Source organism: Pseudescherichia sp., assembly GCF_031987975.1.
Classification (GTDB): Bacteria; Pseudomonadota; Gammaproteobacteria; order Enterobacterales; family Enterobacteriaceae; genus Pseudescherichia.
In genome coordinates, this window is record NZ_DALZYX010000017.1 from 18,445 (window position 1) to 33,324 (window position 14,880).

General features: G+C 55.9%; 12 protein-coding genes, 4 tRNA genes and 1 other RNA gene. All 17 read left to right on the forward strand.

The features are described from left to right. The first annotated feature begins 142 nt into the window (after window positions 1-142). Entirely contained in the window at window positions 143-1,402 is a 1,260-nt protein-coding gene (gene rho / locus RTN40_RS20100; protein WP_001054528.1) for a transcription termination factor Rho, read from the forward strand. A gap of 244 nt (window positions 1,403-1,646) precedes the next feature. Continuing rightward, complete coding sequence (gene wecA / locus RTN40_RS20105) at window positions 1,647-2,750, forward strand: UDP-N-acetylglucosamine--undecaprenyl-phosphate N-acetylglucosaminephosphotransferase (protein WP_312229917.1); 1,104 nt, start codon at window positions 1,647-1,649, stop codon at window positions 2,748-2,750. Window positions 2,751-2,763: 13 nt separating this feature from the next. Further along, window positions 2,764-3,810 (forward strand): ECA polysaccharide chain length modulation protein, encoded by a 1,047-nt coding sequence (gene wzzE, locus RTN40_RS20110; protein WP_312229918.1) that lies wholly within the window; start codon window positions 2,764-2,766, stop codon window positions 3,808-3,810. Between the two features lie 56 nt (window positions 3,811-3,866). Further along, a complete protein-coding gene (wecB, locus tag RTN40_RS20115) occupies window positions 3,867-4,997 on the forward strand; it encodes a non-hydrolyzing UDP-N-acetylglucosamine 2-epimerase (RefSeq protein ID WP_312229919.1) in 1,131 nt (376 codons plus the stop codon). Further along, entirely contained in the window at window positions 4,994-6,256 is a 1,263-nt protein-coding gene (gene wecC, locus RTN40_RS20120; protein WP_312229920.1) for a UDP-N-acetyl-D-mannosamine dehydrogenase, read from the forward strand. The genes wecB and wecC overlap by 4 nt, the downstream gene beginning before the upstream one ends. A gap of 9 nt (window positions 6,257-6,265) precedes the next feature. Beyond that, window positions 6,266-6,943, forward strand: a complete 678-nt coding sequence (gene rffC / locus RTN40_RS20125; RefSeq protein ID WP_312229921.1) for a dTDP-4-amino-4,6-dideoxy-D-galactose acyltransferase — start codon at window positions 6,266-6,268, stop codon at window positions 6,941-6,943. Window positions 6,944-6,947: 4 nt separating this feature from the next. Further along, complete coding sequence (gene rffA / locus RTN40_RS20130) at window positions 6,948-8,078, forward strand: dTDP-4-amino-4,6-dideoxygalactose transaminase (RefSeq protein ID WP_312229922.1); 1,131 nt, start codon at window positions 6,948-6,950, stop codon at window positions 8,076-8,078. A 1-nt stretch (window position 8,079) separates the two neighbouring features. After that, entirely contained in the window at window positions 8,080-9,330 is a 1,251-nt protein-coding gene (gene wzxE, locus RTN40_RS20135) for a lipid III flippase WzxE (RefSeq protein ID WP_312229923.1), read from the forward strand. Then, entirely contained in the window at window positions 9,327-10,406 is a 1,080-nt protein-coding gene (locus tag RTN40_RS20140; RefSeq protein WP_312229924.1) for a TDP-N-acetylfucosamine:lipid II N-acetylfucosaminyltransferase, read from the forward strand. The genes wzxE and RTN40_RS20140 overlap by 4 nt, the downstream gene beginning before the upstream one ends. Next, complete coding sequence (gene wzyE, locus RTN40_RS20145) at window positions 10,403-11,755, forward strand: ECA oligosaccharide polymerase (protein WP_312229925.1); 1,353 nt, start codon at window positions 10,403-10,405, stop codon at window positions 11,753-11,755. The genes RTN40_RS20140 and wzyE overlap by 4 nt, the downstream gene beginning before the upstream one ends. A gap of 14 nt (window positions 11,756-11,769) precedes the next feature. Further along, window positions 11,770-12,510, forward strand: a complete 741-nt coding sequence (gene wecG, locus RTN40_RS20150; RefSeq protein WP_312229926.1) for a lipopolysaccharide N-acetylmannosaminouronosyltransferase — start codon at window positions 11,770-11,772, stop codon at window positions 12,508-12,510. A 233-nt stretch (window positions 12,511-12,743) separates the two neighbouring features. After that, a complete protein-coding gene (thrP, locus tag RTN40_RS20155) occupies window positions 12,744-14,129 on the forward strand; it encodes a bifunctional threonine/serine APC transporter ThrP (protein WP_312229927.1) in 1,386 nt (461 codons plus the stop codon). Window positions 14,130-14,231: 102 nt separating this feature from the next. Continuing rightward, window positions 14,232-14,308 (forward strand) — tRNA-Arg (locus RTN40_RS20160). 68 nt (window positions 14,309-14,376) lie between these two features. Further along, window positions 14,377-14,452: transfer RNA gene (locus tag RTN40_RS20165), tRNA-His, on the forward strand. 19 nt (window positions 14,453-14,471) lie between these two features. Beyond that, window positions 14,472-14,557 (forward strand) — tRNA-Leu (locus RTN40_RS20170). A 43-nt stretch (window positions 14,558-14,600) separates the two neighbouring features. Further along, a tRNA-Pro gene (locus RTN40_RS20175) sits at window positions 14,601-14,677 on the forward strand. A gap of 33 nt (window positions 14,678-14,710) precedes the next feature. Continuing rightward, window positions 14,711-14,843: non-coding RNA, RtT sRNA (locus tag RTN40_RS20180), on the forward strand. Window positions 14,844-14,880 lie beyond the last annotated feature (37 nt).

Here is a 14,880-nt window from a genome sequence, read left to right on the forward strand (position 1 = left end):
TGTCGTTTCAGTTCTGTGTTCTTCCTGTAAGCAGACAGCGAACAGACATGAGTTGATGGCCGCTAACAGGCATGGATGATCCTGCCATACCATTCACAAATTAAGTTCGAGATTTACCCCGAGTTTAAGAACCCACACCACTATGAATCTTACCGAATTAAAGAATACGCCGGTTTCTGAGCTGATTACTCTCGGCGAAAATATGGGTCTGGAAAACCAGGCTCGTATGCGCAAGCAGGACATCATTTTCGCCATCCTGAAGCAGCATGCTAAGAGTGGCGAAGATATCTTTGGCGACGGTGTGTTAGAGATATTGCAGGACGGATTTGGTTTCCTCCGCTCCGCAGACAGCTCCTACCTCGCCGGTCCTGATGACATCTACGTATCCCCTAGCCAAATCCGCCGTTTCAACCTCCGCACTGGTGACACCATTTCAGGTAAGATTCGTCCTCCGAAAGAGGGTGAACGTTACTTTGCGCTGCTGAAGGTTAACGAGGTTAACTACGATAAGCCGGAAAACTCGCGCAATAAGATCCTGTTTGAAAACTTAACTCCGCTGCACGCTAACTCGCGTCTGCGTATGGAGCGTGGTAACGGTTCAACGGAAGACTTAACCGCACGCGTTCTGGATCTGGCATCACCGATTGGCCGTGGCCAGCGTGGCCTGATCGTTGCACCGCCGAAAGCGGGTAAGACAATGCTGCTGCAGAACATCGCCCAGAGCATCGCCTACAATCACCCGGACTGCGTGCTGATGGTGCTGCTGATCGACGAACGTCCGGAAGAGGTGACTGAGATGCAGCGTCTGGTTAAAGGCGAAGTGGTTGCTTCTACCTTTGATGAGCCAGCATCTCGCCACGTTCAGGTTGCCGAGATGGTGATCGAGAAGGCGAAGCGTCTGGTTGAGCATAAAAAAGACGTTATCATCCTGCTCGACTCCATTACCCGTCTGGCGCGTGCTTATAACACCGTGGTGCCCGCCTCTGGTAAGGTACTGACCGGTGGTGTGGATGCCAACGCCCTGCACCGTCCGAAGCGCTTCTTCGGTGCGGCACGTAACGTGGAAGAGGGCGGTAGCCTGACCATCATCGCCACCGCGCTGATCGATACCGGTTCTAAAATGGACGAGGTTATCTACGAAGAGTTTAAAGGCACCGGTAACATGGAGCTGCACCTCTCCCGTAAGATCGCTGAAAAACGCGTCTTCCCGGCTATCGACTACAACCGCTCCGGTACGCGTAAAGAAGAGCTGCTCACCACGCAAGAAGAGCTGCAGAAAATGTGGATCCTGCGCAAAATCATTCACCCGATGGGTGAGATTGACGCAATGGAATTCCTCATCAATAAGCTGGCGATGACCAAAACTAACGATGACTTCTTCGATATGATGAAGCGCTCGTAACTTAAATAAAGCCTGTAAACGCCACGTTTTTACGTGGCGTTTTTTATTTATGGAATATAGGCTATAGCCAAGGGATCCGCTGTCGGCCATGGCAGGCTGCGGTAATGCAAAGCATTCAAGCTGATTATGTTCTAATTGAATGAAAAATATACAATAGAGCCCGTAAGTGACCTGCTTTATCTCTTTTGGAGAGGGGGCATCGTCGCTATACTTCCGGGATCAACATTTGCTGAGAGCATGCATTGTGAATTTACTCACTGCAGTTACTGAGTTATTCAGTATTTTTTTACTCACGTTTATCTTTCTCTTTTTTGCCCGCAAAGTGGCAAAAAAGATAGGGCTGGTCGATAAACCAAACTTTCGTAAACGTCATCAGGGCCTCATCCCCTTAGTGGGCGGTATCTCAGTCTATGCCGGGATCTGCTATACGTTTGCTATTGCTGACTACTATATTCCGCATGCTGCACTCTACCTGATGTGTGCCGGGGTTCTGGTTTTCATCGGGGCGCTGGACGACCGCTTTGATATCAGCGTTAAAATTCGCGCTACCGTTCAGGCGATTATCGCTGTTGTAATGATGGTGGTGGGTAAACTCTATCTCAGCAGTCTTGGCTACATTTTTGGTACCTGGGAGATGGTTCTGGGACCGTTTGGCTTCTTCCTGACGCTGTTTGCCGTCTGGGCCGCCATTAACGCCTTTAATATGGTCGACGGTATTGATGGCCTGCTGGGCGGGCTATCCTGCGTCTCCTTTGCGGCCATCGGCATTATTCTGTGGTTCGACGGTCAGCTGAGCCTCGCGATGTGGTGCTTTGCCATGATCGCCGCCATCCTTCCTTATATCCTGCTTAACCTCGGTATTCTTGGCCGCCGCTATAAAGTCTTTATGGGCGATGCGGGCAGCACGCTGATTGGCTTTACTGTCATCTGGATCCTGTTAGAAACGACCCAGGGCCAGACGCATCCGATTAGCCCGGTGACAGCGCTGTGGATTATTGCCATTCCGCTGATGGATATGGTTGCGATCATGTACCGCCGCCTGCGTAAAGGGATGAGTCCCTTCTCACCCGACCGCCAGCATATTCATCATCTGATCATGCGCGCTGGCTTTACCTCCCGCCAGGCTTTTGTCCTGATTACCCTGGCCGCTGCCCTGCTGGCAGCCGTCGGTGTAGTAACGGAATATCTGCATTTTATTCCTGAATGGGTCATGTTGGCACTGTTTGTGCTAGCTTTCTTCCTGTACGGCTGGTGCATTAAACGTGCATGGAAAGTGGCGCGCTTTATCAAACGCGTCAAACGTAAAATGCGTCGTAATAGTGGACATAAACCAACTCTAACCAAGTAATTCTGGGATAGCGATGACTCAACCATTGTCGGGAAAACATACAGGAAGTATGGAAAATGAACTGGATATTCGCGGTTTGTTTCGTACTTTATGGGCGGGGAAGTTTTGGATTGCCGGCGTGGCGCTGGCCTTTGCGCTAATCGCCCTCGCCTACACTTTCTTCGCGAGGCAGGAGTGGGGCGCGACAGCTATAACCGACCGTCCGACGGTCAATATGCTGGGCGGGTTCTACTCCCAGCAGCAGTTTCTGCGCAATCTTGATGTCAAAGCTAACCTGGCACCGGTCGATCAGCCCTCGGTAATGGACGAATCCTATAAAGAGTTCATTATGCAGCTGGCCTCATGGGATACGCGCCGTGACTTCTGGTTGCAGACCGACTACTACAAGCAGCGGATGGTAGGCAACAGCAAGTCGGACGCCGCGCTACTTGATGAGATGATTAACAATATTCAATACACCCCAGCCGACGCGCTGCATAACCAGAGCGACAGCGTTAAGCTGACGGCAGAGACTGCGCCTGACTCAAATAACCTGCTGCGCCAGTATATCGCTTTCGCCAGCCAGCGTGCGGCCAGCCATCTTAACGATGAGCTGAAAGGCGCATGGGCAGCACGCACTATCCAGATGAAAGCCCAGGTGAAACGTCAGGAAGAGGTAGCCAATGCAATCTTTAAACGTCGGGCGCACAGCGTCGTGCAGGCGTTAAAAGTTGCCGAGCAGCATAACATCTCACGCAGCGAGACCGAGGTACCGCCTGACGAGCTTCCCGACTCTGAGCTTTTCCTGTTGGGTCGTCCGATGCTACAGGCGCGGCTGGAAAATCTGCAGGCAGTGGGACCCGAGTTCGATCTGGACTATGATCAAAATCGAGCCATGCTGAACACCCTCAACGTTGGTCCCACGCTCGATCCCCGTTTTCAGACTTATCGTTATTTGCGGACGCCTGAAGAGCCGGTAAAACGCGATAGCCCGCGCCGTGCCTTCCTGATGATTATGTGGGGAATGGTAGGGGCGTTGATAGGTGCTGGTGTTGCGTTAACGCGCCGTCGTTCACTGTAAGCGCTGCCTGATATGAAGGCCACCAGGCCTTCATCATCTAATCGAAGAGAATCGTTGTGAAAGTACTTACCGTATTTGGCACACGACCAGAAGCCATCAAGATGGCACCTCTGGTACATGCGCTGGCAAAGGACCCTTATTTTGAAGCCAAAGTCTGCGTGACCGCGCAGCACAGGGAGATGCTTGACCAGGTACTGAACCTTTTTTCCATTGTTCCGGACTATGACCTGGATATTATGCAGCCGGGGCAGGGACTGACTGAAATAACCTGCCGTATTCTTGAAGGGCTAAAGCCGATCCTTGCCTCCTTTAAGCCTGACGTTGTGCTGGTGCACGGTGACACCACGACAACTATTGCTGCCAGCCTGGCGGCATTTTACCAACGTATTCCGGTTGGGCACGTCGAGGCCGGGCTGCGCACGGGCGATCTCTCCTCACCCTGGCCGGAAGAGGCTAACCGCACGCTGACGGGGCATCTGGCGATGTACCATTTTGCCCCAACGCAGAACGCCCGGCAGAACCTGCTACGCGAAAATATTGCAGACAAGCAGATCTTTGTCACCGGTAATACGGTGATTGATGCGCTGTTCTGGGTGCGCGATACGGTACTGAATAACGAAAATCTGCACAGCGAACTGGCGGCACGTTATCCATTCCTGGATGAATCTAAAAAGCTGGTGCTGGTCACCGGCCACCGCCGCGAAAGCTTTGGCCAGGGCTTTGAACAGATTTGCCATGCGCTGGTCGATATTGCGGCTAAGCATCAGGATGTGCAGATTGTCTATCCGGTACACTTGAATCCCAACGTCAGCGAGCCGGTGAACCGCATCCTCGGACACGTTAAAAATATTATCCTCATTGAGCCGCAGGACTATCTGCCGTTCCTCTGGCTGATGACTAAAGCCTGGCTGATCCTGACGGATTCAGGCGGTATTCAGGAAGAGGCTCCGTCGTTAGGCAAGCCTGTGCTGGTCATGCGTGAAACCACCGAGCGCCCGGAGGCTATCGAAGCCGGAACGGTCAGGCTGATTGGTACCGACCGCCAGCGCATCGTCGAAGAGGTCACACACCTGCTGCGGGACAACGACGCCTGGCAGGCCATGAGCCGGGCGCATAACCCTTACGGTGATGGACAGGCCTGTGAACTTATTCTGCACGCACTCAAAAATAATCGGGTAACACTATGAGCTTTGCAACCATCTCCGTCATTGGCCTGGGTTATATCGGACTACCCACTGCCGCGGCGTTCGCTTCCCGGCAGAAGCGTGTTGTAGGTATCGATATTAATCAGCACGCGGTGGATACCATTAACCGTGGACAAATTCATATCGTCGAGCCTGAGCTGGATCGGGTCGTGAAGGCCGCAGTAGAGGGCGGCTTTTTGCACGCCAGCACCACGCCGGTCGAGGCGGATGCTTACCTCATTGCGGTGCCAACGCCGTTCAAAGGCGATCACGAGCCGGATATGGTCTATGTCGAGGCGGCAGCAAAATCACTCGCACCCGTCCTGAAAAAAGGCGCGCTGGTGATCCTCGAATCGACTTCGCCAGTAGGCGCGACCGAACAGATGGCGCAGTGGCTGGCGGATCTGCGTCCGGATCTCACCTTTCCCCAGCAGGCGGGCGAGCAGGCGGATATCAACGTTGCCTACTGCCCGGAGCGCGTGCTGCCCGGCCAGGTGATGGTTGAGCTGATTAAAAACGATCGGGTTATCGGCGGCATGACGCCGGTGTGCTCCGCCCGCGCCAGCGAGCTGTATAAGATCTTCCTTGAAGGCGAGTGTGTGGTCACTAATGCCCGCACCGCTGAGATGTGCAAACTGACCGAGAACAGCTTCCGCGACGTGAATATCGCGTTTGCTAACGAGCTTTCGCTGATCTGTGCCGACCAGGGCATCAACGTCTGGGAGCTGATCCGCCTCGCCAACCGCCATCCGCGCGTCAATATCCTACAGCCAGGGCCGGGCGTAGGTGGCCACTGTATCGCGGTCGATCCGTGGTTCATTGTGGCGCAAAACCCGCAGCAGGCGCGGCTGATCCGTACCGCCCGCGAAGTGAATGATAGCAAGCCGCACTGGGTGCTTAATCAAGTCAAAACAACGGTGGCAGACTGCCTGACGGCAAATAACAAGCGTGCCAGCGAAATTAAAATTGCCTGCTTTGGCCTTGCCTTTAAGCCCAATATCGACGATCTGCGGGAAAGCCCGGCGATGGAGATTGCCCACAGTATTGCCCAATGGCATAGCGGCGAGACGCTGGTAGTGGAGCCGAATATTCATCAGCTGCCGAAAATACTGACGGATAGCTGCCAGCTGGTCAGCCTGGATACGGCGCTGGCCGACGCGGATGTGCTGGTAATGCTGGTGGATCATCGCGAATTTAAAGCCGTTGCCGGGGAGTATGTTACCCAGCAATACGTTATTGATACCAAAGGCGTCTGGCGCTAAGGCGGCAACATGGCGGTACGCGGTACGGTTGAGGCATTAACCTGGGAGAACCAGTTCTTTGGGCTTTCCAGCGCTATTGTGCGTCTGAACGACGATGCTGCGCCGCTTGATGAGGCGCAGCTGGCAGCGTGGCAACGGGTGCAGGTCAAAGTCCCGGCTACGGATACCGCGCGGCTGGACGCGCTTCAGGCGCTGGGTTTCCAACTGGTAGAGGGTGAGGTTGATCTGGTCATGGCCGTGCCGGCAACGATGACCGACCCGGGCGCGGAGGTGGCGAGCAGGGCAGATATTGCACCGCTGCGCCAGCTGGCCGCTCATGCTTTCGCGCAAAGCCGGTTTCGTACGCCCTGGTATCCTTCTGACGCCAGCGGACGCTTCTATGCCCAGTGGATTGAAAACGCCGTTAAAGGTGCCTTCGACCACGAATGCCTGGTCTTTCGCGCCGCCAGCGGCGAGATCCGCGCCTTTGTTTCGCTGCGCCAGCTGAACGACAGCGAGGCGCGCATTGGCCTGCTGGCCGGACGTGGTGCGGGGGAGGCTCTGATGCAGACGGCACTCCTCTGGGCACAGCGGCGTCAGCTTTCGATCCTGCGTGTCGCGACCCAGATGGGCAATACCGCGGCGCTTAAACGTTACATTCAGAGCGGTGCCAACGTGGCAAGCACCGCCTACTGGCTATACAGGTGACTCTATGATCCCTTTTAACGCTCCACCGGTTGTCGGTACAGAACTCGATTATATGCAGTCGGCGATGGGCAGCGGCAAGCTGTGCGGCGACGGCGGCTACACCCGCCGCTGCCAGCAGTGGATGGAGCAGCGTTTCGGCAGCGCGAAGGTGCTGCTGACCCCCTCCTGTACCGCCTCGCTGGAGATGGCAGCGCTGCTGCTGGATATCCAGCCCGGCGATGAAGTGATCATGCCCAGCTACACCTTTGTCTCTACCGCCAACGCCTTTGTGCTGCGTGGGGCAAAAATCGTTTTTGTCGATGTTCGTCCCGATACCATGAACATTGATGAAAGGCTTATCCAGGCGGCGATCACCGAGAATACCCGAGCCATTGTGCCGGTTCACTACGCGGGCGTGGCTTGTGAGATGGACACCATTATGGCTATTGCGACGCAGCATAACCTGTACGTGGTGGAGGACGCTGCGCAGGGGGTAATGTCAACCTACAAAGGGCGTGCGCTGGGTACCATCGGCCATATCGGCTGTTTCAGCTTCCATGAAACCAAAAACTACACCGCCGGGGGTGAAGGCGGCGCAACGCTGATCAACGACCGGGCGCTGATCGAGCGCGCAGAGATTATTCGCGAGAAAGGCACCAACCGCAGCCAGTTCTTCCGCGGGCAGGTGGATAAATACACCTGGCGCGATATTGGCTCCAGCTATCTGATGTCGGATCTGCAGGCGGCCTATCTGTGGGCGCAGCTGGAGGCGGCGGATCGTATCAACCAGCAGCGCCTCTCGCTGTGGCAGACCTATTTTGACGCGCTAACGCCGCTGGCTCGCGCTGGACGTATTGAGCTGCCGTCGATTCCAGACGAGTGCGAACATAACGCGCACATGTTCTATATCAAGCTGCGCGACGATGAGGATCGCAGTAACCTGATCGCCTTCCTCAAGGAGGCGGAGATCCTGGCGGTATTCCACTACATTCCGCTGCACTCCAGCCCGGCGGGCCAGCGCTTTGGTGAATTATTCAACGCAGATATTTATACCACGAAAGAGAGCGAGCGCTTGCTTCGCCTGCCGCTGTTCTTCAACCTCTCGCCCGTTAACCAGCGCACGGTGATCAATACGCTGCTGAGCTACTTCAACTAAGATGTCGCTGGCAAAAGCTTCACTCTGGACCGCGGCAAGCACGTTGGTCAAAATCGGCGCGGGACTGCTGGTGGTTAAGCTGCTGGCGGTCTCCTTTGGTCCCTCGGGCGTGGGCCAGGCGGGTAACTTTCGCCAGCTGGTGACCGTGCTGGGCGTGCTGGCCGGGGCCGGTATTTTTAATGGCGTTACCAAATTTGTGGCCCAGCACCATGACGATCCGGCGCAGCTGCGCAACGTGGTGGGCACCTCATCGGCCATGGTGCTGGGGTTTTCGACGCTGTTAGCCGTTGTTTTTCTGCTGGCCGCCGCGCCCATCAGTCAGGGGCTGTTCGGCCATACCCATTTTCAGGGGCTGGTCAGACTGGTAGCGCTGGTGCAGATGGGCATTGCGTGGGCCAATTTCCTGTTGGCGGTGATGAAAGGCTTCCGCGATGCCGCAGGAAACGCGCTGTCGCTAATTAGCGGCAGCATTATCGGGGTGATCGCCTACTACGCCTGCTACCGGCTGGGCGGCTACGAGGGCGCGCTGCTGGGCCTGGCGCTGGTTCCGGCGCTGGTCGTCGTCCCGGCGCTGCTGCTGCTTATCCGTCGTAAAACCGTCCCGTTAGGCTATCTTAAGCCACAGTGGAACGGCGCGCTGGCCGGGCAGCTTGGCAAGTTCACCCTGATGGCGCTGATCACCTCCGTGACGCTACCCGTGGCCTACGTCATGATGCGAAACCTGCTGGCCTCACACTACGGCTGGGATGAGGTTGGGATCTGGCAGGGGGTGAGCAGCATCTCCGATGCCTATCTGCAATTTATCACCGCCTCGTTCAGCGTCTATCTGCTGCCTACGCTGTCGCGGCTGACGGAGAAGCAGGCGGTAAGCCGCGAGATCGTCAAGTCGCTGCGGTTTGTGCTGCCCGCGGTGGCGGCGGCGAGTTTTACCGTCTGGCTGCTGCGTGATTTTGCTATCTGGCTGCTCTTTTCCGAAAAATTTATTGCCATGCGCGATCTCTTTGCCTGGCAGCTGGTAGGCGACGTACTGAAAGTGGGCGCGTACGTCTTTGGCTATCTGGTGATTGCCCGCGCCTCGCTAAGCTTTTACATTCTGGCGGAGATTAGCCAGTTTACGCTGCTGACGGCCTTTTCCCGCTGGCTCATTCCGGCGCACGGCGCGTTAGGGGCGGCGCAGGCCTATATGGCCACCTATATCGTTTATTTCGCCATCTGTTGTGGCGTATTTCTACTCTGGCGTAAAAGGGTATGACTACACTGATTCACATTCTGGGATCCGATATCCCACACCATAACCTGACCGTGCTGCGTTTTTTCAACGACAGCCTGGCGGAAACGGGCGAGCACGCCCGTGAATTTATGATCTGCGGGGGCGACAAGAGCTGGTGCGTGCAGTTCCCGGCGCTTACGCTACGCTTCTTTAACAATAAGAAAGCGCTGGCCCAGGCGGTGATTGCCCTTGCCAAAGCCGATCGCCAGCAGCGTTTTTTCTTTCACGGTCAGTTCAATACCGACCTGTGGCTGGCTCTGCTGCGCGGTGCCATCCAGCCTCAGCAGTTTAGCTGGCATGCCTGGGGAGCCGATCTCTACGAGGTCTCTCAAAGCCTGAAGTTTCGTCTTTTCTATCCGCTGCGGCGTGTCGCCCAGCGGCGGGTCGGCTGTATCTTTGCCACCCGTGGCGACCTGCACTTTTTCGCCCGCCGCCATCCGCAGGTGCGTGGTGAACTGCTCTACTTCCCGACGCGAATGGATCCCACGCTCAACACGATGGCGCAGGAGACGCAGCGCGAGGGCAAACTGACGGTGCTGGTCGGCAACTCCGGCGATCGCAGCAACGAACATGTCGCGGCCCTGAAGGCGGTTCACCAGCAGTTCGGTGATACGGTTAACATCATTGTGCCGATGGGCTACCCGGCCAATAACGAAGCCTATATTGCCGAGGTGCGCCAGGCAGGTCTGGCGCTGTTTAGCACAGAGAACCTGCGTATCCTTGCCGATAAGCTAGAATTTGACGACTATTTGGCGCTGCTGCGCCGGTGCGACCTTGGCTACTTTATCTTTGCTCGCCAGCAGGGGATCGGTACGCTCTGTCTGCTGATCCAGGCGGGCGTACCCTGCGTGCTGAACAGAGAAAACCCTTTCTGGCAGGATATGGTCGAGCAGCACATTCCCGTACTCTTTACCGGCGACAAGCTCGATGAGGCGATAGTCCGCGAGGCCCAGCGGCAGCTGGCAGCGGTAGATAAGAGCAGCATTACTTTCTTTAGCCCCAACTACCTTGCGCCCTGGCATGAGGCGTTACGCATTGCCGCAGGAGGTTCGCAATGAGCCAGCTCGCATTCTCTGGCCTGCTGGCCATCTGGCTGCTGGCGACGCTGTTTATCGCCACGCTGACCTGGTTTGAGTTCCGCCGCGTGCGTTTTAATTTTAACGTATTCTTTTCGCTGCTTTTTTTACTGACGTTTTTCTTTGGCTTCCCGCTTACCAGCGTTCTGGTCTTTCGCTTCAACGTCGGCGTCGCACCGCCTGAGGTGATGATGCAGTCCCTGCTGGCAGCGGTCTGCTTCTACGCTATCTACTACGTCACCTATAAAACGCGGCTGCGCCCCTCATCAGCGGTGAGGCCGCGCCGTCCCCTGTTCACCATGAATCGAGTGGAGACGCACCTGGCGTGGGTGATGCTAATGCTTATCGCTCTGGTGAGCGTCAGCATCTTCTTTCTGCACAACGGCTTCCTGCTGTTCCGGCTTCACTCCTATAGCCAGATCTTTTCGAGTCAAGTTTCCGGCGTGGCGCTTAAGCGCTTCTTCTACTTCTTTATTCCCGCCATGCTGGTGGTCTATTTTCTGCGCCAGGATGGCCGGGGCTGGATCTTCTTCCTTGTCAGCACCGTTGCCTTTGGCCTGCTGACCTACATGATTGTGGGCGGCACGCGGGCCAACATCATCATTGCATTCGCTATTTTCCTGTTTATCGGCATTATTCGCGGCTGGATCTCACTGTGGATGTTGGCGGCGGCGGGCGTGCTGGGTATCGTTGGAATGTTCTGGCTGGCGCTAAAGCGTTATGGACTCCAGGTGAGCGGTGACGAAGCGTTTTACACCTTCCTCTATCTCACCCGCGATACCTTCTCGCCGTGGGAGAACCTCTCCCTGCTGCTACAAAACTATGACAAGATCGACTTCCAGGGGTTGGCACCCATCGTGCGCGATTTTTACGTGTTTATTCCCACCTGGCTGTGGCCGGACAGGCCGGGCATCGTGCTGAACACCGCGAACTACTTTACCTGGGAAGTGCTGAACAACCACTCCGGACTGGCGATCTCACCAACGCTGATCGGTTCGCTGGTGGTGATGGGCGGCGTCTGGTTCATTCCGCTGGGGGCGGTAGTGGTCGGGTTAATTATTAAATGGTTCGACTGGCTTTATGAGTTAGGCAATCAGGAGACCAACCGCTATAAGGCAGCGATTTTGCACAGCTTCTGTTTCGGTGCCATCTTCAATATGATCGTGCTGGCGCGCGAGGGGTTGGACGCCTTTGTTTCTCGCGTTGTCTTCTTCCTCGTGGTCTTTGGTGCCTGCCTGCTGATGGCGAAGCTGCTCTACTGGCTGTTTGATAGCGCGGGGCTGATCCACAAACGCGGCGGGCGATTACCGCAACCGCTCTCGCAAGCCTGACAAGGATAATCATTATGACGGACACGACGACCGCACCGACTTACACCTTACGCGGCCTACAGCTGATTGGCTGGCGTAACATGGCGCACGCGCTGGATTTTCTCTACGCTGGCGGCGAACTGAAGCAGGGCACGCTAGTGGCCATCAACGCCGAGAAGATGCTGACCCTTGAAGATGATGCTCAGGTACGGGCGCTCATTGAGGCGGCCGAGTTCAAATATGCCGACGGGATCAGCGTGGTGCGTTCAATGCGCAAAAAGTACCCGCAGGCGGTGGTTGAGCGCGTGGCGGGAGCCGATCTCTGGGAAGCGCTAATGGAGCGCGCCGGGAAGGAGGGGACGCCGGTATTCCTGATCGGCGGCAAGCCTGGCGTGCTCGCCCAGACGCAGCAGCAGCTGCGCGATCGCTGGCAGGTGAATATTGTCGGCGGCCAGGATGGTTACTTCCAGCCCGAGCAGCGCCAGGCGCTGTTTGAGCGGGTGCGCGACAGCGGGGCGAAAATTGTCACCGTGGCGATGGGCTCGCCGCGGCAGGAGCTGCTGATGCGCGACTGTCGTGAAGTTTATCCTCATGCGCTCTATATGGGCGTCGGCGGCACCTATGACGTCTTTACCGGCCACGTTAAGCGTGCGCCGAAGGCATGGCAGCGGATGGGGCTTGAGTGGCTCTATCGCCTGCTGTCACAGCCCAGCCGCATTACGCGCCAGCTACGGCTGCTGCGCTACCTCGCCTGGCACTATCGCGGCCAGCTCTAATCTTGCCACAGCGTAGCCAGTCGGCTGCGCTGTCATCGCCTCTCCTTGCTGCTTTATTGTGCTTTCTATTGATTTTTCTTATGCATCGTTTGCCATTTCAGCAAAATTAAGAAACCATTCGCTCACTCAACGCAGTGCTCCGGTGCTTTTTGCAGCGGCCTGCGGTGAGCTGAGATTGCACTCATAACGATAACCCGCAGCGTCGGGACAGTAGTAAACACGACAGAGGATTTATGGCCGAGAGTAAACCGGAGCTTCAGCGTGGGCTGGAAGCACGACATATCGAACTGATCGCCTTAGGCGGCACTATTGGCGTGGGTCTCTTTATGGGCGCAGCAAGCACCCTAAAGTGGGCGGGGCCGTCAGTTTTACTGGCCTACATTGTGGCCGGGCTTTTTGTTTTCTTCATTATGCGCTCGATGGGCGAGATGCTATTCCTCGAGCCGGTAGCCGGTTCGTTCGCCGTCTATGCGCACCGCTATATGAGTCCGTTCTTTGGCTATCTCACGGCCTGGTCATACTGGTTTATGTGGATGGCGGTAGGGATATCCGAGATCACCGCGATTGGCGTCTATGTTCAGTTCTGGTTCCCGGAGATGGCGCAGTGGATACCGGCATTAATTGCCGTTGGACTGGTGGCGCTGGCTAATCTTGCCGCGGTGCGCCTGTACGGCGAGATTGAGTTCTGGTTTGCGATGATCAAAGTCACCACCATTGTGGTGATGATTATCGTCGGCCTTGGGGTGATCTTCTATGGCTTTGGCAACGGCGGGCAGGCGATAGGCTTCAGTAACCTGACCGAGCACGGCGGCTTCTTTGCTGGTGGCTGGAAAGGCTTCCTGACTGCGCTCTGTATTGTGGTCGCCTCGTATCAGGGCGTTGAGCTGATCGGTATTACTGCCGGTGAGGCGAAAAATCCGCAGGTTACGCTGCGCAGCGCGGTGGGTAAGGTGCTGTGGCGTATTCTGATCTTCTACGTGGGCGCGATTTTCGTTATCGTCACTATCTTCCCGTGGAATGAGATTGGCAGCAACGGCAGCCCGTTTGTCCTGACCTTTGCCAAAATCGGTATTACCGCTGCGGCAGGGATCATTAACTTTGTGGTACTCACCGCCGCGCTCTCCGGCTGCAACAGCGGAATGTATAGCTGCGGGCGCATGCTCTACGCGCTGGCCAAAAACCGCCAGCTGCCTGCGGCAGTAGCAAAGGTATCGCGCCAGGGCGTACCGGTGGTGGGTGTCGCTATCTCGATTGCTATCCTGCTGGTTGGCTCCTGCCTCAACTACATCATTCCGAACCCGCAGCGTGTATTTGTTTATGTCTACAGCGCCAGCGTGCTGCCGGGAATGGTGCCATGGTTTGTGATTCTGATTAGCCAGCTGCGTTTCCGTGAGGCGCATAAAGCAGAGATTGCCCGTCATCCGTTCCGTTCGGTTCTCTTCCCGTGGGCGAACTATTTAACGATGGCGTTCCTGTTTTGTGTATTAATCGGCATGGGTATTAACGAGGATACCCGTATGTCGCTGTTTGTCGGCATCATCTTTTTGGCTGCGGTATCGCTCGCCTACAAGGTTTTACGCCTCAATCGGCACACTGCAACGTTAAAAACGGGGAAATAAAAGACAAAATGCGCAAAGCATAACCAAACGCGCATTTTATTTAAAAAGGCACTAGACAGCGGGGTGTGAAGTACGTAATATCCACCCCCGCAACGGCGCTAAGCGCCCGTAGCTCAGCTGGATAGAGCGCTGCCCTCCGGAGGCAGAGGTCTCAGGTTCGAATCCTGTCGGGCGCACCATTTTACCCGGTGCTGGAGCTGCGGTGGACTGTGAAGGTAAACAGGACCGCGTAGAAAGAATATCAGTGGTGGCTATAGCTCAGTTGGTAGAGCCCTGGATTGTGATTCCAGTTGTCGTGGGTTCGAATCCCATTAGCCACCCCATTATTTAAAGTTGTGAAATGCGAAGGTGGCGGAATTGGTAGACGCGCTAGCTTCAGGTGTTAGTGTCCTTAGGATGTGGGGGTTCGAGTCCCCCCCCTCGCACCACGACTTAAAATGAATTGAACTAAAAATTCAAAAAGCAGTACATCGGCGAGTAGCGCAGCTTGGTAGCGCAACTGGTTTGGGACCAGTGGGTCGGAGGTTCGAATCCTCTCTCGCCGACCACATTTAGAAACCCCGCTTTATAGCGGGGTTTTTTTTCGCCTAAATTCAATGAGGATGAGAACCTCCGGGGCAGGAGGTTCGACTTGAGCGGAGCGAAAGAACGTTGCTTCAGCAACGGCCCGCAGGGCGAGCCACGGAGTGGCGAGTTATCCTCTCTCGCCGACCACATTTAGAAACCCCGCTTTATAGCGGGGTTTTTTTTC